This is a genomic window from Pantoea sp. SORGH_AS_0659 (assembly GCF_031453915.1).
Classification (GTDB): domain Bacteria; phylum Pseudomonadota; class Gammaproteobacteria; order Enterobacterales; family Enterobacteriaceae; genus Pantoea; species Pantoea leporis.
On the sequence record NZ_JAVJAK010000003.1, the window covers coordinates 25525 to 47111 of the forward strand.

Sequence of the window (21587 nt, forward strand, 5' to 3'; positions counted from 1 at the left end):
TGACCAATTATGTCAATGGTCACAAATTACGGAGCGAGACTTCTAAGTACTAATGCAGCCAATTGGCTTGCATCTTCTCCGGCCGTATCAAGTGAGGATTGCAATTGGAGTGGATCGGCAAGAGGTCTGAGTACCAGATAGACGGCAGCGGCCGTTTCATCCAGCGGCGTTTTACGCTCAAATTCCCCGGCAGTGCGTCCTGCGCGCAGGATGGCGAGCACGATTTCACGCAGGGAATCCTCATATTGCACAGCAGCAGGCCAGTGCTCACGCGAGGAGGCGGCGGCGATGTCATACAACCGACGCTCGCGGAAAAACAGCTCGCAGCCTGCCACAGCAAGCGTCTGAAACAGCTGCTTTATTTTTTCCGTGGCGGAAGGTGACTGCTCCAGCGCAGCGTTCAGCCTTTCCGTGATATCCGTAAGGCAATTGGCGCAGATGACTTCACCGATTTCCTGCTTTGAACCGAAAAACTTGTAAATGTAGGCTTTGGAGAAGCCGATTGATCGCGCGAGATCGGATACGGTGGTTTTCTCAAAGCCGTAATGGCTAAAGTACTCCATGGCGGCAGCCACAATCTGATCGCGGATGGTGTGATCGGAAGGCCCACGCGTGGCGGCGGTAGTTTTTTTCTCTGTCATATTTCAACTTTGCTCGGTGAGCTGATGTAAACGATGAGTGACCAGTGGATATTTTGGTCACAATTTCTCATCGCTTCAAGGCCTGATTGCTATCATCACAATCTCAGCGAAATCTCTGGAAAACCGCTTTTGGTCATGTCGTGCGCCCTGCCCGACATAACGCTGGCGTAAACCGACCGGGCTGCGGGAATTATCATCTACGCTTCTTAAGTGAAATTTAACTTTTACCCGGAGAGCGTAGTGCCAACTTTGAATTCCAGTCCTCAATCCGATCTGAAACGTTCATTCATAGCCACCCTTCCACTGGGTATCGGTATGATGGCGGCAATTGATGAAGTGGTATTTCATCAGATTCTGGCCTGGCATCACTTCTTTGACTGGGGCACACCCGCGTTTAGCCTGCTTTCAGATGGATTATTGCACGCAGGCGAGCTGATTCTTTTCGTGCTTGGTTTTTTCATGTTTGCGGACCTGCGAAGCCGTGGAAAACTCAACCTCACGGCAGCATGGGCAGGATTCATTATGGGTTTGGGGGCTTTTCAACTGTTTGATGGGATTGTTGATCACAAGCTGCTCAGGCTGCATCAGATCCGCTATGTTGATAACGTGCTGCTTTATGACCTTATCTGGAATCTGTCTGCTGTGCTGTTATTGGTGGCAGGCTTGCTGATTTATCGTCACGCGCGGTCTGCTCTATCCGCTAAAACGGAAGTTTGATCCGTGGATCCCATGATGCATCCTGCGGCGATGCCTCATTCAGTCGCGCTATTTATTCTTTTGGTCATAGCTCCTGCTGTCATTCTCTTTTTTTATTTGATCGCCGCTGTCCGTTTATGCCGGGTTGCCCACTGGAGCGCCTGGCGCATGGCCAGCTTCACCGCCGGCATCGTCATGATCGTGGCATCCATGCTGCCGCCTTTGGCTAACTGGGCGCATCATGACTTACGCGGTCATATGTTGCAGCATCTGTTACTTGGTATGTTTGGACCTCTCGGATTGGTATTTGGGGCGCCCGGCTCACTGATATTACGCACTCTATCCGCACGGTGGGCGCGCGCTATGATGACTATTCTCCGCACCCGCCCGATACGCTTTTTAATCCATCCATTTACCGCTGCTTCGCTGGTTATTGGCGGGATGTATCTTCTTTATCTCACTCCGTTATATGCGTTTAGCATGGCCATTCCTGCCCTGTTTATTTTCCTGCATCTGCATTTTGTCCTCTCCGGCTACCTGTTTACCTGGTCTGTTGCCGGGCCCGATCCCGCGCCTCACCGTCCATCGAGAACTGTGCGTCTGGCGGCAATTTTTTTTGCTACGACCGCTCACGCTATTCTTGCGAAGTTGATGTACGGCTTCGGATACCCACGTGGAACCTTAGCCAGCTCTGAAGAAATTCAGCAGGCTGCGCAGTGGATGTATTACGGCGGAGATATTGCCGAGTTTTGCATTATCTTCGGCTTTTTTGCCGCGTGGTTCCGGCAACGCAGCACGCTGCCAGAAATGCTGGTGGGGAAATAATGACCATTCCATGACAAAATTATTTGCCAATATGAAAAGTAATAACATTTGTAGGTAAGACGTGGTTACCGTAATCAATAATGTGGCTATCATTGCCCCTTTGAACACCCGCTGGCTCCAAAGGACTGTCTGCTGCTATGCCTGTAAACTTTGACCTTAACGATCTTTATGCCTTCCGTGCGCTGGTTGAATACAGTAATTTTCGGCTTGCCGCTGAGTCCATCTGCCTTTCTCAGTCAGCATTGAGTCGTAGGATAGAAAAGCTGGAATCCGCGTTAGGGATCAAGTTGTTCGACAGAACGACCCGGCGTGTCACGTTGACACTATATGGACGGACCTTTGCTGAACGCTCAGATCAGCTGCTGGCGAATGTTGAACTGGTATTAGCGGATATTAATAAGGTGAGTCAGGATCGTGTAGGGCTGGTCACCGTTGCCACTGTGCCCTCGGCAGCCTACTATTTTATGCCCGATGTTATCCGCCGTTTCCAGACACGCTATCCACGGGTGCGTGTGAAAATCATTGATAGTAGCGCTGGAAACGTCATTGAAGCAGTGGCCAATGGTCAGGCAGACTTCGGCATCTGTTTTGCCAGGGATCTGCAAACCACTATCGAATTTATACCCTTGACGAGCGATGTCTACGTGGCGGCCTGCAGGCGGGATCATCCATTAGCCAATAAAAAAAACCTGACCTGGCGAGAGTTTTATCAGCAGGATTACATTGAGCTGGATAAGACCTCCGGTAACCGCCATCTACTTGATAAGATGCTGGATCACATCGTTCCTGAGCGCCCCAGTATCTGCGAAACCCGTCATGTGACCACCATGCTAGGTATGGTTGAAGCGGGTATCGGCATGGCTGCCGTACCCGCTATGTCGATGCCGATGTCAGAGCATTCAGTACTCACACACCTTTCACTCACTGAGCCGGTGGTAAAGCGTACGGTTGGCCTGATCAGGCGCAGTGGCCGTATGCAATCCTACATTGCAGCTGAGTTAGAGAAGCTGATCACTGAACAGTATCGTGTTGTTTAACTGGCAGTTCAGCCGTCACCGATCGCAATCCGGTAGCGCGCACAGTATCTTGCGCCTCAGCCGAAGAGAGGAAGTTGAGTAACGCTTTGCCCTCCTGCCCGTTTGTTGCTTTGGCGGTCACCGCACCGGCAAAACGGGTAACGTATTGCACATCTTCAGGCAGTTCACCCACAAAGGTGACGCCCAGCACAGGTAGCAATTCACTCACTTGCTGGAAACCGACGGCATAATTGCCTTTAGCCACTTCGGATGCCACCGGAATGCGCTCTACCCTATGCGCTTTTGTTTTTACCTGGTCTTCTATTCCCAGTTTTTTAAACAGTTGGCTGCTGACATAGCGGCCGCTGGCACTGTCAGAATAAGCAATAGATTTGGCCTGCAAAAGGGCATTACGCAGATCTGCATCCGTTTTAATATTTAGTTTAGGCTCACCTTCTTTAACGACCATACCAATTGAAGAGTCGGCTAGCTCAACGCGCGAGCCCGGCTGAAGCCAGTTATCCTTCTCCAGGTTTTTTAGCGCATCACCGACCATAATCACCACATCCGCCTTCTCCCCGCGCGCCAGGCGCGCTGGAATCGCCTGAGGCGTTCTCCCCATCGAGGGGCCAGAGATCAAAATGATCTTGTCGCCGCTTTTTGCTTCAAATTGTGGAGCCAGTTTTTCCAGCGCCGCTTTAAATCCGCCCGAAATCATAACGGTGACATCTTTGGCCGCCGCTGAAAAACTAACGGAACTCACTAACAGCGTAATGAGAAGTGAACGATGTATTTTTTGCATGATGTTATTCCTGAACTAACCAGCGGTTTGAAGTGATAACGCGCTGCGACGGTATAAATAGAGGGTGGCCAGTAATGCACAAATCGCAGCAAAGCTCATCCAGTAGCCGGGTGAAGCCTTATCGCCGGTGTACTCAATCAGTGCAGTTGAAATGACTGGCGTAAATCCACCGAAAATAGCCGTAGCCAGGCTGTAGGCCAGAGAGAAGCCAGCAACTCGCACTTCTACCGGCATAATCTCTGTTAATGCCGGGATCATGGCGCCGTTATACAGACCGTAAAGGAAGGAGAGCCACAACAGCACTGTCAGCATCATGGAAAAGCTGGGTGCTTCAGCAAGCAGGTTAAGTGCCGGATAAGCAGTCATCAGCGCCAGCATCGCCATGGTCACCAATACTGGCTTACGGCCATAGCGGTCTGACAGGGCTCCCCCAACCGGTAGCCAGAAGAAGTTTGATACCGCAACCAGCAGAGTCACCAGCAGACTGTCAGAAGCGCTCAGCATCAGCACTTTTTTACCAAAGGTAGGGGCATATACGGTGATCAGATAAAACGCGGTGGTGGTCATGGCGACCATCAACATTCCGGCGATAACCACCTGCCAGTTTGCTAACAGCGTTTTAAACACGTCACGCATCGCCAGGTGGTTGCGGCGAGCAGTGAACGCTTCGGTCTCCTCCAGTTTACGGCGCAGAACAAAAATGAACGGAACAATCAGGCAGCCGAACAGGAAAGGCAAACGCCATCCCCACTCGCGAAGGGTGCTTTCTTCCATGGCCGCATTCAGTGCGAAGCCCATGGCCGCTGCCACCATAATGGCCACTTGCTGGCTGCCAGATTGCCAGCTGGTGTAAAAACCTTTACGGCCGGGCGTGGCAATTTCTGCCAGATAGACGGATACGCCGCCTAACTCTGCGCCCGCTGAGAAGCCTTGCAATAAGCGACCACACAGCACTAAAAAGGGTGCCCAGAGCCCAATCGTTTGATAAGACGGAATGAGAACAATCAGGAAGGTCCCCGCCGCCATGATCGACAAGGTAACAATGAGCCCTTTACGTCTGCCGACTTTATCAATATACGCGCCCAGCACAATCGCGCCGACCGGACGCATTAAAAACCCTGCGCCAAAGACCGCAAAGGTCATCATCAGCGAAGCAAATTCACTGCTGGCCGGAAAGAAAGTATGGGCGATATAAGTGGCATAAAACCCGAAAAGGAAAAAATCGAATTGTTCCAGAAAGTTGCCAGAAGTCACCCGCAGTATCGCACTGCATCGGGTTCGGGCCGTCATGGGTAGGTTAGAGGAATGCATGTTTATCTCCAGTTTGTCATTAGCGCTTTTACAGCGCCTGCTTCTGCAGACTGGATGAGCAAAACAAACTATATAAGCGCAATAAACTCATGAGTTGATGCGTTTACTGCATTAATCTGCGTTAGCAAATTCATTAACAAGCTGCAACGGGCCTTTAACAGCCCCTCACTTCTTAGCGTTACTTTTTGAGGGCTAAAAACGTCATACGTATTTTGTGACAAGGCTCATATCCGGTGAGGATGAAAATGACGGCGGTCGGGAAACGTCGTTTGCGGAATCTTAAAATCGCCAGGAATGCGCTGCTGTTCACATTCCGTGCAAATAAAATTTTTGGCACCGCCTTCTTCGCTGCAAGAAAGATACGACGCGGTCAAATATTTCTCTTTTGTTACTTTATTGGAAATAAATTGTTAATAGAAACACCCCATCACCTCTGAAATTCGGGATGCCGGGAAAGGGAGGAGTGTTTATTTACTTTTTATTAACACAATTAACCTTTAAATTTAACAAAACTGGGCATTGTTCACATTTTGATCACAATCATGCGAAAACCGGTGTCTCCTTCAGTTAATCTCTGAGTGTGAATTGAATACCAACCGTCCGCTCCCTACTGCAAAACATCATAAGAAAGGTATCGCAATGAAATTTAACCTCGCATTAGTCAGTGCATGTGTGGTTTCAGCATGCATGTTATTCACAACACCCTCTTTCGCCGCTAAGCCTTACGATATTGCCGTGGTCGCCAAAGTCACCGGCATCCCATGGTTTACCCGCATGGAAGTCGGCGTGAAAGAGGCCGCGCAAAAACTGGATGTCAACGCTTATCAAGTCGGCGGCTCCACTCCAGACCCGGCCCAGCAAGTCAAAGTGATTGAAGATTTGATTGCTAAAAAAGTCGACGCCATCATCGTGGTGCCAAACGATGCCAAAGTATTGGAGCCGGTATTAAAGAAAGCGCGTGACCAGGGCATCGTGGTATTAACCCATGAATCGCCGGACCAGCAAATTGGTCAATGGGATATCGAAACCATCGACAGCCAGAAATATGCTGAAGCCAATATGGACGAACTGGCAAAAGATATGGGTAGCAAAGGAGGGTACGCCATTTATGTTGGATCCCTGACTGTGCCGCTGCATAACGCGTGGGCGGATGCTGCGATCAAATATCAGAAAGAAAAGTACCCGGATATGCATGAAGTAACGTCTCGCCTGCCGGTGGCGGAAAATATTGATAAGTCATACTCCACCACGTTGGATTTAATGAAGACCTATCCCGACCTGAAAGGGATTATCGGTTTCGGTTCGCTCGGCCCGATTGGTGCGGGTCAGGCGGTTCAACAGAAACGCGCTAAAAATAAAATCGCCGTTGTTGGTATCGCTATGCCCGCTCAAGCTGCTCCGTATTTAATGCGCGGTGATATTAAGAAAGCGCTGCTGTGGGATCCAAAAGATGCCGGCTATGCCTTAGTAACGGTCGCTGATCAGCTATTGCAGGGTAAAGAAGTCACCAAAGATCTGACTATTGAAGGGCTGGGGAAAGCCGACGTAGATATGGATAAAAAAGTCATTCGCTTTAATAAAATTCTGGAAGTGACACCAGAGAATGCGAAATCACTTGGATTCTGATCAGGCTTTTTAATTCAGGTATTTTCCGGAGACAGATTATCTCCAGCGCCACACCAGGCTAAGAGAAATAAATACGGCGTTGTATGTTGTGCCGTATTTAGATCTCGACTCAGACATGAAAATTTATACCCAAAATAATTCCAGCCAAGGCAAAGTTGCCAATGAGAAAATGTAACTCATTGATTCAATTAAAACTGTGCAGCCAACGCCCACTGGATTTACAAAGGATATGCTTAAGGATCGGTGATGAATACGCTTAATACGTCCCCTGCCCCTTATGAGGCCTTTATCAGCCTTGAAAGAATCAGCAAAAAATTTCCCGGCGTACTAGCATTAGACAATGTCAGCCTGACGTTAAATAAAGGCGAAGTGCATTGCCTTGCTGGTCAAAATGGCTGTGGCAAAAGTACCATCATTAAAGTCATTTCTGGTGTTTATCAGCCGGAAAAAGGCGCGGCCATTACGCTGGACGGAAAACTATTTCATACTCTTACGCCCCAGCTCTCTTCGTATTACGGCATTCAGGTTATTTATCAGGATTTGTCTTTATTTCCCAACCTGTCGGTAGCCGAAAACATTGCCATTCACCGTTATTTACCCGGCGGAGATTTTTGGGTACATCGCGAGGCAATGCGCAAAAAAGCGGTGGCAGCGATGCAACGGGTCGGCGTCTCTCTGGATCCGGATCGTAAAGTCGAAAAGCTGTCGATCGCCGATCGCCAATTAGTCGCCATATGCCGCGCTATCGCCGCTGACGCCAGTTTAGTGATTATGGATGAACCGACCGCATCGCTGACTCGTACTGAAGTGAATGGTCTGTTGCGCGTGGTGAATGAGCTCAAAGCCGCCGGTATCTGCGTGGTGTTTGTCAGCCACCGTCTTGATGAGGTGATGGAAGTGGCCGATCGCATCAGCGTGATGCGCGACGGCAAACTGGTTGGCACCTATCCGGCCAGCGAACTCGACAGTAATGAACTGGCGTTCCTGATGACCGGACAACGTTTTACCTACAGTCATCTGCCGCATCGTGCGCCAGCCAACGTAACGCCACTCCTTGAAATCAGCCAACTAAGCCGCAATGGTCAGTATCAGAATATTTCACTGGCGCTGCGCCAGGGTGAAATCACCTCGATTATTGGCCTGCTCGGTTCGGGCCGGACGGAACTCTGTCTGAGCCTGTTCGGCATGAGCCAACCAGATAGCGGAGAAATTCGCGTTAACGGCAATGTGGTGCAATTCCACAGTAACCGCGACGCCATCCGTCACGGCATTGCTTATGTGTCAGAAGACCGTCTGACGCAGGGTCTGATCATGGAACAATCGATTTATGACAACACGCTGGTGTCCATTTTCGACAAGCTGCACACCGGCGCAGGATTAATGGACCATCAGAAAGCCGCAGCGGTGGTGAGGGACCTGATCCGCGATTTGAACATCAAAGTCTCGGATAGCCAGTTACCCGTTAAAACCCTTTCCGGCGGTAACGCGCAGCGGATCGCCATCGCCAAATGGGTAGCAACACAACCCCATATTCTGATCCTCGATTCGCCGACCGTCGGCGTAGATATTGCCAACAAAGAGGGAATTTATCGCATCGCTCGCGATTTGGCGGAATCTGGCATGGCGGTGCTGATGATTTGCGATGAAATTCCGGAAGCGTATTACAACAGTCATCGCGTGCTGGTGATGCGCAAAGGCGAACTGGTAGCGGAATTCGCGCCGCACCAAAGCAGCGAAGCGCAGATTGCGGAGGTGATTAATGGATAATAAATCTCTGTCGAAACTGTTTTCCCAGCACGAATTCTGGCTGGGATTACTGGTTCTGCTGCTGGTGATTGGCTTAAGCGTCGGCACCAGTGAATTTATGACCCTGGGTAACCTGACTGACGTCGCCACCAGTTACGCCATTCTTGCCATTCTGGCCTGTGGTCTGTTTGTGGTGTTAATTGCCGGGGGCATCGACATCTCTTTCCCGGCCATTACCTCAATCGGTCAGTACGTGATGGCCAGTTACATCATCCATCACGGCGGTAGCTTTCCACTGGCATTTGCCCTGTCGATGGGCAGCGGGTTGCTGCTCGGGCTGGTCAACGGTTTTCTGGTGTACTGGCTGCGCGTTCCGGCCATCATTATCACCATTGCCACGTTAAACCTGTTTTACGGTCTGCTGGTGTATGTCACCAATGGCACCTGGTTATACGGGTTTCCCGACTGGTTTATGAACGGTATTAATTGGTTCTCCTTTACCGCCGCCGACGGTTACGACTATGGCCTGACACTGCCGCTGCTTAGCTTGCTGGGCGTGATCATCGCCACCGGCGTGTTGATGAACCGCACACGCGTGGGGCGCCAGATTTATGCTATGGGCAGCAACCGTGACGCTGCGTCGCGTCTCGGCCTGAACATCCTGCGACTGCATTTTTATGTATACGGATTTATGGGATTGCTGGCGGGTATAGCGGCCGTGGTTCAGGCACAAATCACCCAGTCTGTCGCGCCTAATTCCCTGCTGGGTTATGAGCTGACGGTGCTGGCGGCGGTGGTATTAGGCGGCACCAGCATGACCGGCGGCCGTGGTTCGCTGACCGGCACCATTCTGGGGGTAATGCTGCTGGCCTTCCTGCAAAATGGTATGACCTTGCTGAGCATTTCATCTTACTGGCATCAGGTTTTCAGCGGCGTGATCATTTTGGTCAGCATCAGCAGCACCGCATGGAATGAAAAACGCAAACTGGCAAAGGGAATGTGACATGACAACCTTAAACCGCTTCTTTCCTGGCGATCGCATCATCCGCTTGCAGTTACTGATCATCGTCGCCGTTGCCGTGCTGTTCTCGTTCACGCTGGGCGGCAGTTTTTACAGCATCGGCAATTTCCAGTCGATCTCCTCTCAATTACCGATTCTGGGCATGCTGGCGCTGGGTATGGGTATCACCATGCTCACCGGCGGTATCAATCTGTCGGTCATTGCCGGAGCCAATGCCTGTTCGCTGGCGATGGCGGCCATTCTGGTGGCGCACCCGAACCAGCCAGAATATTTCGCGCTGGCGATGCTCGCGGGTCTGGTCATCGCTGTGCTCATTGGCGCGCTCAATGGCGCACTGATCGCCTATATCGGTGTTTCGCCGATTCTGGCGACCCTCGGTACCATGACGCTGATTGGCGGGCTGAATATTCTGCTAACCAATGGTGCTGTGATTTCCGGCTTCCCGGCAGCCATTCAATATCTCAGCAACGGCAGCCTGCTCGGCATTCCGGTTGCGCTGCTGTTATTCCTGCTGGTGGCGCTGCTGTTGTGGGTGTTACTGGAACATACCACGCTGGGACGCAGCCTCTATCTGATGGGTTCCAACGAACAGGCCACGCGGTTCAGTGGTGTCAATACCCACAAAGTTACTCTCGCGGTGTATGTGCTTTCCGCGCTGCTCGGATGGGGCGCGGCACTGCTGATGATGTCCAAATTCAACTCGGCCAAAGCAGGCTATGGCGACTCCTATTTGCTGGTGACCATTCTGGCTTCTGTACTCGGTGGAATTAATCCCGACGGCGGGTTTGGCCGGGTCATCGGACTGGTACTGGCGTTGATCGTCCTACAAATGCTCGAGAGCGGCCTTAACCTGATGGGCGTTAGCAGTTATCTGACCATGGCGCTGTGGGGTTGCGTTCTGATCCTGTTTATCGCTCTGCAAAACAGAAAATCATAAGCGAAAGATTTTTACGAAGGGAAAAAACATGGCGACATATTTTATTGGAATAGACGTAGGAACCGGCAGCGCCCGCGCAGGCGTCTTCGATATGACCGGCCGCATGGTCGGCCAGGCCAGCCGTGAGATCACGTTGTACCGCCCGAAAGCCGATTTCGTCGAACAGTCTTCCGATGAGATTTGGCAGTCTGTCTGTAACGCCGTAAAAGACGCGGTTAATCAGGCAGATATCAATCCTATTCAGGTGAAAGGCATCGGTTTTGACGCCACTTGTTCGCTGGTGGTGCTGGATAAAGAAGGTAAACCGCTGACCGTCAGCCCGTCCGGGCGAAGCGAGCAGAACATTATTGTATGGATGGATCACCGTGCTATCACGCAGGCAGAACGCATCAATGCCACCGGCCACCGCGTGCTGGAATTTGTCGGCGGAATCATCTCACCAGAAATGCAGACGCCAAAACTGCTGTGGCTGAAGCAACACATGCCGACGACCTGGAGCAACGTCGGGCATCTGTTCGACCTGCCTGATTTTCTTACCTGGCGCGCCACGCAGGACACCACGCGTTCGTTGTGCTCCACCGTCTGCAAATGGACGTATATCGGTCACGAAGACCGCTGGGACTCGAGCTATTTCCGCCAGATCGGTCTGGAAGATTTGCTGGAAAACAACGCGTCAAAAATCGGCAGTGAAGTAAAAACCATGGGTGAGCCGCTGGGGCATGGATTAACTCAGCGCGCCGCTGCAGAAATGGGGTTGATTGCCGGTACGGCGGTCAGCGTCTCCATTATTGATGCCCACGCGGGTAGCCTCGGCATTCTGGGTGCCAGCGGCGTATCCGGCGAATCAGCGGATTTCGATAATCGCATCGCGCTGATTGGCGGGACATCCACCGCTCATATGGCGATGTCGCGTAGCGCGCGCTATATCGGTGGGATCTGGGGGCCATATTATTCGGCGATTCTGCCGGATTACTGGCTGAATGAAGGCGGACAATCGACTACCGGCGCGTTAATTGATCATGTCATTCAGTCACACCCGTGTTATCAGGATTTACTCAAACAGGGAAAAGACAGCGGCAAAACGATTTATGAAATTCTGAATGGTATTTTGCGCAAAATGGCGGGTGAGCCAGAAAATATCGCTTTCCTGACCAAAGACATTCATATGTTGCCCTATTTCCACGGCAACCGCTCACCGCGTGCTAATCCAACACTCACGGGCACGTTGACTGGCCTGAAATTGTCTCGCACGCCGGAAGACATGGCGCTGCATTATCTCGCCACCATTCAGGCGCTGGCGCTCGGCACTCGTCATATTATTGAAACCATGAACCAGAGTGGTTATTGCATTGATACCATGATGGCGAGTGGTGGCGGCACTAAAAACCCGATTTTTGTGCAGGAGCATTCCAACGCGACAGGTTGCGCAATGCTGTTGCCGGAAGAGAGTGAAGCGATGTTGCTCGGCAGCGCCATGATGGGCACCGTTGCAGCGGGTGTCTATGATTCGCTGCCGGAAGCCATGGCTGCAATGAGCCGCATTGGTAAAACCATCACACCACAGACCAACAAAATCAAAGAGTATTACGATCGTAAATACCGCGTATTCCACGAGATGTATCACGACAGCATGAAATATCGTGACCTGATGCAGGGGAAAACCGAATGAATGCGGAAGAAGAATTTACTCAGGCATGTCAGGCCTGGCAGACCTATAGCGAGGAATTACTGGCGTTACAGCGTAATCTTGATGCCGAAACCTGGCATCAGCTCCTGATGCTGGTTACCGGATGTCACGGTAAAATTGTTGTGACCGGTGTTGGCACCTCGGGCATTGCCGCGCGGAAAATCGCCCATATGCTGGCGTGCGTCGAACAACCGGCAGTGTACCTCAACGCTACCGATGCAGCCCACGGTGACCTGGGATTTATGCGCAACAACGACCTGATGATCCTGATTTCACGAGGCGGTAATTCTGAAGAACTGACGCGCCTGCTGCCGACGCTTAAAACCAAAGGCGTTGCTATCATCAGCGTGACGGAAAACCTGGACTCAGCGATTGCCGACGCCGCTACGCTGGTGGTGAAAACGCATATCCAGCGCGAGATCGACCCGCTTAATATGCTGGCTACCACTTCTATCATGCTGGTGCTGGCGGTGTTCGATGCGCTGTGCTGTAACATCATGCTGCGTAACGGCTTCGATCAGCAGCGGCTGCTCAACGTCCATCCGGGCGGAAATGTCGGCAAAATACTGCGCGAACAGGATATGTGATCGACACCTTCATCCTGTAATTTCTTCCGCTAATAACATGCCAACACTACTTAATCATTTGAGGAGTGATACCCGATCGACATCACTCCATAAAACCGTTAATGCTGACTTCAGGCAGTGGTATTAATGTTGCGCCCAATTGCAGGGTTTGCAGGCAACTGAGGAATCGAATCCAGAATGCCGCTCGCCATCGATTGCTGATTATCTAACGTTTTCTTCAGTACTAACGTGCTTATTTTATTAGCCAGTTCCATGTTATCAAGGCCGGTAGCCAGTGATGTAATTTGTGATACATCCATCTTGCTCTCCTGATTAATACGAATATTGAGTACAAAAACAGCTTTTAAAAGCCTGAAAGGCTTATCGGCATTTGCACGCATTACTTTAACGTTCACTCGTAAGGCGATTCCGCAGAATCGCCCCTCAAGCCACTCACCGCATTATGAATGTCTGCGCTGCCTCAATGCATAGGCCAGCACCACGACAAAGCACAGCAGCGGCAGGCTGTAAGCCACAGCGGTACTGACGTGGTCAGAAATCAGCCTGATGAAATAGGGCATAATCGCGCAATGAATTGCGCCGCTACACTGTGTGCTCTCGGTAATTAGCCCCGTTAAAGAAAATCATGATCATCATCACAATATATAGAGTCGAACACGATTAAATAATGGACTCAATATTTGAAAAAATGCGTCATTAATCTGATTAATAAAAAAACCCTTCACTAATTGGATATCAGCAGCCACACTGTCAACCTAATTAATTTAGCCTGCAGAATAAACAGTGATATTGGGTGTTTTTTATATGAATATTTCGCAATAAAACACAACATTAATGCATATACAAGAAAGCTTCAATTTTTGCGGATGGCTTGTAAACAGTCCTTAACGCTATCAACACAGCTATGTAGATGAGAGACATGCAATGTACTCTAACTCAATATGGATCATGTTAGAAAAGTCAGTCAATATCATCGGGCTACTATATATTAATGCGCTGATGGCAAAATACCTTGGCCCTGAAGACTATGGCAAAATAAACATTTCAACTTCTCTGTTTATATTTGTGCAAACGCTATCGTGGTTTGGCGGTCAGAACATCATCTTTAAACGCATGAGTGAAAAGAGTAAGTCTGGGATCGCATTAGCGATACACACACAAAATCAACGGCGATTTTTCTTTCTCCTGTCATCAAGCGCGGTGTTGATCTACCTCTATTTCTTCACTGACATCATTGTGTTTCTATTTGGTGTGGCAAACTGTATTGCCACTTACTACATTGTGATGGACTTCTTTTCCATCTACAACAACACGCAATTAAAATCAAAAATAAACACTATCACCAATGTGATCGGCTTATCTGTTGCCTTGTTGATTCGATTCTCTATTTCATACTTCAAAATGCCCGTGAACTACTTCACCATTCCTATTATTATCATCCCGCTCATACCTTATTTCCTGCGTCTTATCTATTTTAACTACACCACAAAAATAAATGAGAATCGTAAAGGCGCCGGAATGTATAACCGTCATATGTTATTCACCGGCGGTGCGCTGATTTTATCGAGTCTATCGGCTGACATCTATACGCAGATATCGAGCATTTTTTTGGCAAAAATCCTTTCTTACTCAAATCTGGGCGTGTATAGCGTCGCGTTAACCATAGGAGGTGCCTGGTCATTTATCGTATTGGCATTAATAACAAGCTTCTTCTCAAAGATATACAGTGAAAAAGATCAAATCACCGTTGAAATGCTACTCATTAAAATCAACCGAATTGTCATCTTGTGTTCGCTTATAGCGTTAGCTGGATTCTACTTTTTTGGTGAATACTTCATCCATTTATTGTATGGCGATAAGTATATGGATTCCGTGAGTATCATTCCCATCATTATCATCGGCACTATGTTCTCTGCATTAGGTACAATTTGTTATCGCTATATGATCAAAGAGTCCGGATACAGTTACCTGGCTAAAAAGATGTTTTTATGTTGTGTCTTAACCATACCGCTTTCATGGCTAATGATTAATTCCTTCGGCATTAATGGGGCCGCATACTGTTTTTTGATCGTTGAGATTATGTCTTGCACTTTACTCAATTACTTCTTCAGAAATAAAACAATCATCAAAATGCATCTTAACATTTTCAAACTGAGATAATTTTAATGAAAATGATAAAACACACAGTCAAATCAGCGTTAAAAATCAGCGCATATATGTACCCAGAATTTTGCGCTAAAACACATTACTATATTAAGTTCAAGAAAAAGCTGAACTTAACCAATCCAATCAATTTCAATGAAAAAATTCAGTGGCTCAAATTCAATGAGTTAAATGGCGATATTTATACCTTGTGCGCGGACAAGTATAAGGTTCGGGAGTATGTGATAGCGAAAGGGTGTGGTGAAATCCTGAATGAACTCTACGGCGTGTATGATGACCCAATGGATATTGACTACCGCGCATTACCCAATAAATTCGCACTTAAGTGTAACCATGGCGCAGGTTACAACATAATCTGTGATAGCAAAGCATCGCTGGACATTGAAAAAACCAACAAGCAACTCAGTAAATGGTTGAAGCAGGATTTCTCCTCCCATTTCATTGAGCCGCAGTATAAGAAAATTGACCGCAAAATCTTATGCGAAAAATACATTGAGAATGAACGTGGTGGATTCCCAGAGGATTATAAATTCTACTGTTTCAATGGAAAACCTTATGCGGTAATGGTGTGCATGGAGCGAGAGAAAGGCACACCTAAATTCTATTATTTTGATATGAACTGGCATCCGCTTCCCTTTGAAGATACTGTTGAATTAATCAATACCAACAGCTATCCAAAGGTGCCGGAAGGTTTCACTAACATGAAAGAATATGCGGTTAAACTGGCCGCTGATTTTAAATTTGTTCGTGCTGACTTCTACCTTCTCAACGGTAAGGTTATTTTTGGCGAATTGACATTTACGCCCTCTGCGGGACTCGATGTGACACTGCAGGAAGCCGATGCTATTTTAGGCAGCCAGCTAAAGTTGTAGTTTCAAAGTGATTGATTTACCTCCTTTCGTAACAGGTGCGCATCACTGCGCACCCTACAAAAACTTCGCCAAATTGCCTAAGAGTCGCCATTGGTGGCGACCGATGCATACGCCACCCATCCCCTGCCTGCTACAGCGTCTATACTGATAAGTATGAATAAATAATCTTCAGATAACCGATATCAGAATGGTTACTGAATTTTTTGACTTATCTGACAACCACAGTTGTTGGCTTAATAAAAGGGAAAGTAATGCCATTATTATTTGATGAGTTATCTGGTGCTCCAACATGGGTGCCTGCTGTTTTGCTTGTCACTCTCTCACTCGCAATAGGATTTCTGGCGCGATTTATCCTCCTTAGATTTATTCGCTACTGGCAAAAACGTGATAGAAAACTGTTCAAGTCACTGGAAAAGCATCTGCGCGGATCGCTGTTTCTGTTTATCCCTTTATTGTTAATCAGTGCTGGACTTAGTTATGTTAATATCCAGCCAGGCTCACTGAGCTTTATTACTACCACCGTTAATATATTCATTATCTTATCCTTCTGCTCGGTGCTTATTCGATTGATCAATGTGGCGCAGGATATGCTATTTATTCGCTATGACATCAATCTTTCGAATAACCTTCGTGCGCGAAAAATTCGCACGCAGATAATGTATGTGAAAAAAGTCGCGATTGTCGTACTGGTGACATTGTGTCTTTCGCTAATTTTGCTCAGTTTCCCTGGCGTGCGAAAATTCGGCACGACCATTCTCGCCGGTGCCGGCGTTGCCGGTATAATCATTGGCTTTGCTCTGCAGAAATCGCTGGTTAACCTGTTCGCCGGGATTCAGATCGCCTTTACCCAACCGATAAAAATTGATGATGCTGTGGTGGTGGAAAATGAATGGGGCTGGATTGAAGAGATCAACCTGACTTATGTTGTGGTGCGTATTTGGGATCTGCGTCGTTTAGTTTTGCCCATCACCTACTTTACCGAAAATGCCTTCCAGAACTGGACGCGCAATAACGCCCAAATATTAGGCTCTGTTTTTCTTTACCTCGATTATTCGATGCCATTAGATCCTCTGCGTAAGCATTTTGAAAAAGTTCTCAGTGAAACTAAACTCTGGGATCAACAAACTCAGGTGCTTCAGGTTACGGATACCACTGACAAAACCATGACCATCAGATTATTGATGACGGCGCAGAATTCCCCCACCGCCTTTGATTTACGCTGTTACGTGCGGGAAAAGATGATTGAGTTTATTCAGCAAAATTATCCGCAGAGTCTTCCTCATGTGCGGGCGACATTGACTGATGCCGGGTTTAGAGAGGCGAGTCAATGAAGTTGTTGTGGAAAATCTTATAAAGCACATGCTCAGCTAGCGCGTGATCGACAGGTAACGCGGGATGGAGAAAGATAGTTTGTTTCTGCATCCCCAATCGCTGCATCAGCTTCTCAGATGGCGTGTTATGAGTAGTGGTGAACGAAACGACCTCGGGAAGATGCAAAACATTAAACGCGTAAGCCAACGATGCCTGGGCGGCCTCTTTGGCGATTCCCTGCCCCCAGAACTTTTTATTGATACGCCAGCCAATTTCCGTGCAGGGAGAAAAATCGAAGCGATCTGGCTGCTGTGCAAAACCCACGCTGCCGACAAATTCGCCGGTGGCTTTCATCTCAACGGCCCAAAAACCCCAACCCTGGTTTGCAACAATCATCGCCTTAAATCTTGCAACGACGTTGTCGCTTTCCTGACGACTCAGCGTTTTCGGGAAATACTTCATCACTTCGGGATCGGCATTGAGTTCGGCAAAGGGTTGTAAGTCTGTTTGCTGCCATTGTCGGAGGATCAGGCGGTTTGTCTCTAACATGGTAAATTTTCCCTTAAACGTTATCCGATTCCTTAAGTTTACCTAACAGCTTTCGCTATAAACAAATTACACGGCCCCTTTCCTTTCATGAAAATCGATATCACCGATCGCAGGCGTTGTAGCGGCAATTCCTGATAGTCTGCTGATGTCATGTTCATTTTAAAAGGAGCATCAATAATGGCAGCAAAAGAACACCATTATCAGGTCGCGGTGCGCTGGACCGGCAACCGCGGCAACGGCACCGCATCTTATACCGCTTACGATCGTAACGCGGAGCTGATTGCCGCTGGCAAAGAGACGATAGCGCTGAGCGCCGATCCAGCGTTTCGCGGGGATGCGACGCGCTGGAATCCGGAAGAGTTATTGCTGGCTTCGGCCTCGGCATGCCACAAATTGTGGTATCTGCATTTATGTTCTGACGCCGGAATTGTGGTGGAAGCTTATGAAGATGCAGCGGAAGGGACAATGATTGAGGGCACGCGCGGTCGGTTTACCAACATCACGTTGAAACCGCGCATTGCGCTGCGCGATCCGGCGGATGCGGACCGCGCGCGTGAACTGCATCATCAGGCCCACGAAGCCTGCTTTATTGCTAACTCGCTTAACTTCCCAGTGAACTGCGAACCCGAGTTCGTGTAATTCAGGCCGCGCCGGCCAGCGACGGTTGCCACAAGCGCACGCCGTTGCGTCCGGCACGTTTCACCTCATACAGCGCTTCATCGGCATGCCGCAACCAGTGACGTATGGATTCTGCATGCGCTGCCGATGCAATACCTATACTCACCGAACAACGAAACTCCGCCGATGCCGGTAAACGCACCTGCGCAATCTTCTCCTGCAAACGTTGGGCCAGCGCCACCACCGATTCGTCGCTGGCATGATGCACAATCACGCCTAGCTCATCGCCGCCAAAACGCGCTGGGATATCCTGCAATCCCACATGATTTCGCAGCAGCGATGAAATTTCCGCCAGCAGGAAATCCCCCGCCTCGTGTCCCCAGGTATCGTTTACCGATTTGAAATAATCGAGGTCTATGAGCAGTAAATAGCCAGCGCTGTCGCCACGACGCGTGCTGAGAAATTCGCTCTCCAGCCGACGTTCAAACAAGCGACGATTGGGAATCCCCAGACCGGGATCCATCAGCGCAATGCGCTCCAGCTCGCGGTTACGTTTACGCAGTTGCCAGGTGAGATTGTACGAGGTGACGCTGAGTACCAGCATGTAGCAGGTTGCCAGCGGCAGGCTCAGCCAGACAGTTCGCGTGCTGAACGCCAAATCAACGCCTGCGCCATCTACCAGCCATACCAGCACAAAGGCGCAGAGAAATGCCTGCATCGCTGCAATCAACTGGGCAGCACCGCCCGCTGCATAGCGGTCCGAGGCTAGCACCGCCATGATGACAAAGGAAGGCAGCGGACTCAGCGCCATCAGCGCTACCCAAATGCCACCAAAGGCGGCATCAAGGGTTAAGTTGTGTCGCTCGGTGGCGGTGGAATCTTCGGCCCGCAGCGCGCGCTGATAAGCCAGCCACGGCCAGAGAAACGCATTCACAAATAACAGGGCGCTAAACGCCAGGCCACGATCCCTCTCCATCAGTACCGAGAGAATCGGGAAAAAACATAAAATCGTGCCTAGCTGACGCATGATAAACATGCGGCGGACGAAGCGTTGGGAGCGCCGCTTCAAATGGCTATCGTCAGGTGAGTAGTAGTTCATGCAAGGAAAGTATCAGGACGACAAGAATTGCAGTTTAACGGGAAATATCGGCGGCAGGTCGCTTTATTTTAAGAATATTTACCTTGCAATTCTGCGGCCGCACAAAAGTGTCGCAAGCTGACTAAAAGAAAGACCGTGGAAGTAGATCTGGAGCTACTTCCACGCTGTTTTCTAACGTGCAGCACCTTGCAGGCGGAACTGCGACACCAATCGCTCCAGCATCAGCGCCTGCTCTTCCAGGGAGTTCGCCGAGTGCGAAGAGGCGCTCACCAGCGTGGCGTTCTGCTGCGTGGTGGTATCCAGCTCGCCGACCGCACGGGCAATTTGCTCGATGCCGCGGCTCTGTTCATCCGACGCGGCGGAAATGTCTTCCATGATTTGATTCACGCGCGCAATGCTGCCGAGAATCTGATCCATGGTTTCACCGGCACGCGCGACCTGCTGGTGGCCATTGCTGATGCGTCCGACCGATTCATTGATCAACTGTTCGATGTCTTTCGCCGCACCGGCGCTGCGTTGTGCCAGATTGCGCACTTCACTGGCGACCACGGCAAAACCGCGTCCCTGCTCGCCGGCACGCGCGGCTTCTACCGCCGCGTTCAACGCGAGGATGTTGGTCTGAAACGCGATGCTGTTAATCACGGCGGTGATATCGGCAATCTTCTTCGAGCTGTCAGAGATTTCGCCCATGGTGTTCACCACATCACGCACCGCAATGCCGCCTTTGTTGGCGTTGTACGAAGCTTCCGCCGCAATCTGACTCGCCTGTCGCGCATTGGCGGCGTTGTTTTTCACCGTGGCGGTGAGTTGCTCCATGCTGGCAGCGGTCTCCACCACCGCCGCCGCTTGTTGTTCGGTGCGTGAAGACAAATCGAGGTTGCCTTGATTAATGGCGCTGGCCGCCTGCGATACACTGCTAACGCTGCTCAGCACATCGCCGATCATGCTGCGCAGCCGTTCGTTCATGCGTCCCATCGCCGAAGTCAGCTTGCCGAGTTCATCATGCCGATTGGTGGCAAACTGCGAGCTGAGATCGCCATTGGCAATGCGCTCCGCCAGTTCGAGGTTATGGAATACCGGACGCGTGATCTGACGAATGATGTACCACGCCACCAGCACGCCGAACAAAATCGCCAGACCACCAATCAGCAGCGAAATTGCCGCCGAGCCGTTGGCCAGTTCATCGTTACGCGCTTTGACGATGGTAATGATCTGTTTGATCGCTGCACTGCTCTTGTCGCCCGCCACTTTGACGGTGTCTTCCGCCGCACGCAGCTGGCCATAGGCATCCGCCGCTTGCAGACTCAGGCTTTTGAATTTCTCAGTGTCCTGCCACAGTGCGGTGAATTCGCCCTGCTGTTCCGGCGGCAACTGCGCCAGCAGCGCTTTCATGCCTTGATCCGCCTGCTGGAAATGATCCTCTAGCGTTTTACGCAGCGCATCGCTGACGTTAAAACGCAACGCCCAGGCTTCTTCGCGCACATTGCTGATAGCGAACAGCTGCTGGTAAATTTGATTGGTAAGTTCAGGATTAGTAACCGGTGTGCGAATCAGTTGGGTGTAGCGCGAAGTCATATCTTGCCGGCTTAAAGCGTCAAGTTGCGAGCGCAGGCTATTGAGTTGCTGCGTGGCTTGCGTCATCGCGCCAATGCTGTTCTGGAAACTGGCGAGGTGCGTTCCCAGTTCATCCACCCGCGCTCTGGTACCTTCCGACCATGAAAGTTGCTTGGCATCGCTGGTGAGTTGCTGCGCATGCGTGACGTAATTCGCCATCACCTGGCCGGATTTGTCGTCCCCATAAAGATATTTTAGGCGGTTGATTTTGGCCTGGAACACTTCAATGTTGATGTCATAAATCAGGTTGGTTTTCTGATAGATGTCATGAATGGCGTTAAAACGCTGCACGCTTAATCCGGTTGCCAGCGCCACTAACAACAGCACGATGCCGAATCCTGCCGACAGCTTACGCGTGATGCGCACGTTACGTAATCGGGATACCAGCCCCATCTTCCCTGCTCCTGCGTTAATTATTTTTGTATGGTTTGTAAGGGAGTTATCGGAGCGTTGCGGGAAATGTTTA

The 21587-nt window shown here is 49.9% G+C and carries 20 protein-coding genes; 13 read left to right on the plus strand and 7 right to left on the minus strand.

From position 1 onward, the window contains the following. Positions 1–26 precede the first annotated feature (26 nt). Complete coding sequence (locus Q3H59_RS21235) at positions 27–641, minus strand: TetR/AcrR family transcriptional regulator (RefSeq protein ID WP_101761235.1); 615 nt, start codon at positions 639–641, stop codon at positions 27–29. Between the two features lie 240 nt (positions 642–881). Here Q3H59_RS21235 and Q3H59_RS21240 point away from each other — a divergent pair, with 240 nt between their 5' ends. The 3 genes from Q3H59_RS21240 (at position 882) to Q3H59_RS21250 (ending at position 3199) form a co-directional block, all read left to right on the plus strand. Next, on the plus strand, positions 882–1358 hold the full coding sequence (locus Q3H59_RS21240; protein ID WP_309837082.1) for a DUF2243 domain-containing protein: 477 nt from the start codon (positions 882–884) through the stop codon (positions 1356–1358). Between the two features lie 12 nt (positions 1359–1370). Continuing rightward, entirely contained in the window at positions 1371–2162 is a 792-nt protein-coding gene (locus Q3H59_RS21245) for a cytochrome c oxidase assembly protein (RefSeq protein WP_225614570.1), read from the plus strand. A 137-nt stretch (positions 2163–2299) separates the two neighbouring features. Further along, on the plus strand, positions 2300–3199 hold the full coding sequence (locus Q3H59_RS21250; protein ID WP_192414583.1) for a LysR family transcriptional regulator: 900 nt from the start codon (positions 2300–2302) through the stop codon (positions 3197–3199). Here Q3H59_RS21250 and Q3H59_RS21255 read toward each other — a convergent pair. Continuing rightward, positions 3174–3980: a substrate-binding domain-containing protein gene (locus tag Q3H59_RS21255; protein WP_192414585.1), complete on the minus strand. Its 807-nt coding sequence runs from the start codon at positions 3978–3980 to the stop codon at positions 3174–3176. The two genes, Q3H59_RS21250 and Q3H59_RS21255, sit on opposite strands and share 26 nt — an antisense overlap. Positions 3981–3995: 15 nt before the next feature. Further along, positions 3996–5291: an MFS transporter gene (locus Q3H59_RS21260; RefSeq protein ID WP_192235286.1), complete on the minus strand. Its 1296-nt coding sequence runs from the start codon at positions 5289–5291 to the stop codon at positions 3996–3998. A gap of 639 nt (positions 5292–5930) precedes the next feature. Here Q3H59_RS21260 and Q3H59_RS21265 point away from each other — a divergent pair. The 6 genes from Q3H59_RS21265 (at position 5931) to Q3H59_RS21290 (ending at position 12895) form a co-directional block, all read left to right on the plus strand. Then, the gene (locus tag Q3H59_RS21265) at positions 5931–6917 is read left to right on the plus strand and encodes an autoinducer 2 ABC transporter substrate-binding protein (RefSeq protein WP_192235288.1); all 987 of its coding nucleotides are present in this window, start codon (positions 5931–5933) and stop codon (positions 6915–6917) included. 246 nt (positions 6918–7163) lie between these two features. Continuing rightward, positions 7164–8684 (plus strand): sugar ABC transporter ATP-binding protein, encoded by a 1521-nt coding sequence (locus Q3H59_RS21270; RefSeq protein ID WP_280172974.1) that lies wholly within the window; start codon positions 7164–7166, stop codon positions 8682–8684. Continuing rightward, positions 8677–9666: an ABC transporter permease gene (locus Q3H59_RS21275; protein ID WP_210080148.1), complete on the plus strand. Its 990-nt coding sequence runs from the start codon at positions 8677–8679 to the stop codon at positions 9664–9666. The genes Q3H59_RS21270 and Q3H59_RS21275 overlap by 8 nt, the downstream gene beginning before the upstream one ends. A 1-nt stretch (position 9667) precedes the next feature. Beyond that, entirely contained in the window at positions 9668–10621 is a 954-nt protein-coding gene (locus Q3H59_RS21280) for an ABC transporter permease (protein ID WP_280172973.1), read from the plus strand. A 28-nt stretch (positions 10622–10649) separates the two neighbouring features. Further along, complete coding sequence (locus tag Q3H59_RS21285; RefSeq protein WP_101761226.1) at positions 10650–12290, plus strand: FGGY-family carbohydrate kinase; 1641 nt, start codon at positions 10650–10652, stop codon at positions 12288–12290. Next, positions 12287–12895 carry an SIS domain-containing protein gene (locus Q3H59_RS21290; RefSeq protein WP_110867098.1) on the plus strand — a complete coding sequence of 203 codons (609 nt, stop codon included), beginning with the start codon at positions 12287–12289 and terminating at the stop codon, positions 12893–12895. The genes Q3H59_RS21285 and Q3H59_RS21290 overlap by 4 nt, the downstream gene beginning before the upstream one ends. Positions 12896–13005: 110 nt before the next feature. On the opposite strand, the gene Q3H59_RS21295 is transcribed toward Q3H59_RS21290, so the two are convergent. Beyond that, positions 13006–13194 carry a YjfB family protein gene (locus Q3H59_RS21295; protein WP_110867097.1) on the minus strand — a complete coding sequence of 63 codons (189 nt, stop codon included), beginning with the start codon at positions 13192–13194 and terminating at the stop codon, positions 13006–13008. 625 nt (positions 13195–13819) lie between these two features. Between Q3H59_RS21295 and Q3H59_RS21305 the strand changes: the two genes are divergently transcribed. The 3 genes from Q3H59_RS21305 to Q3H59_RS21315 all read left to right on the plus strand — a co-directional run bounded on the left by Q3H59_RS21305 (position 13820) and on the right by Q3H59_RS21315 (position 17261). Continuing rightward, positions 13820–15055, plus strand: coding sequence for an oligosaccharide flippase family protein (locus Q3H59_RS21305; protein ID WP_405042308.1), 1236 nt, complete (start codon positions 13820–13822; stop codon positions 15053–15055). A 5-nt stretch (positions 15056–15060) separates the two neighbouring features. After that, positions 15061–15930: an ATP-grasp fold amidoligase family protein gene (locus tag Q3H59_RS21310; RefSeq protein ID WP_192414597.1), complete on the plus strand. Its 870-nt coding sequence runs from the start codon at positions 15061–15063 to the stop codon at positions 15928–15930. Positions 15931–16181: 251 nt separating this feature from the next. Next, entirely contained in the window at positions 16182–17261 is a 1080-nt protein-coding gene (locus tag Q3H59_RS21315; RefSeq protein ID WP_137387105.1) for a mechanosensitive ion channel family protein, read from the plus strand. Here Q3H59_RS21315 and Q3H59_RS21320 read toward each other — a convergent pair. Continuing rightward, on the minus strand, positions 17242–17790 hold the full coding sequence (locus Q3H59_RS21320) for a GNAT family N-acetyltransferase (protein ID WP_309837095.1): 549 nt from the start codon (positions 17788–17790) through the stop codon (positions 17242–17244). The two genes, Q3H59_RS21315 and Q3H59_RS21320, sit on opposite strands and share 20 nt — an antisense overlap. A 177-nt stretch (positions 17791–17967) precedes the next feature. Between Q3H59_RS21320 and Q3H59_RS21325 the strand changes: the two genes are divergently transcribed. After that, a complete protein-coding gene (locus Q3H59_RS21325; protein WP_309837097.1) occupies positions 17968–18429 on the plus strand; it encodes an OsmC family protein in 462 nt (153 codons plus the stop codon). Between the two features lies 1 nt (position 18430). Here Q3H59_RS21325 and Q3H59_RS21330 read toward each other — a convergent pair whose 3' ends face one another. Together Q3H59_RS21330 and Q3H59_RS21335 are read right to left on the minus strand one after the other, a co-directional pair. Beyond that, on the minus strand, positions 18431–19507 hold the full coding sequence (locus tag Q3H59_RS21330; protein ID WP_192414602.1) for a diguanylate cyclase: 1077 nt from the start codon (positions 19505–19507) through the stop codon (positions 18431–18433). Between the two features lie 171 nt (positions 19508–19678). After that, positions 19679–21514 (minus strand): methyl-accepting chemotaxis protein, encoded by a 1836-nt coding sequence (locus Q3H59_RS21335; protein ID WP_192414604.1) that lies wholly within the window; start codon positions 21512–21514, stop codon positions 19679–19681. Positions 21515–21587 lie beyond the last annotated feature (73 nt).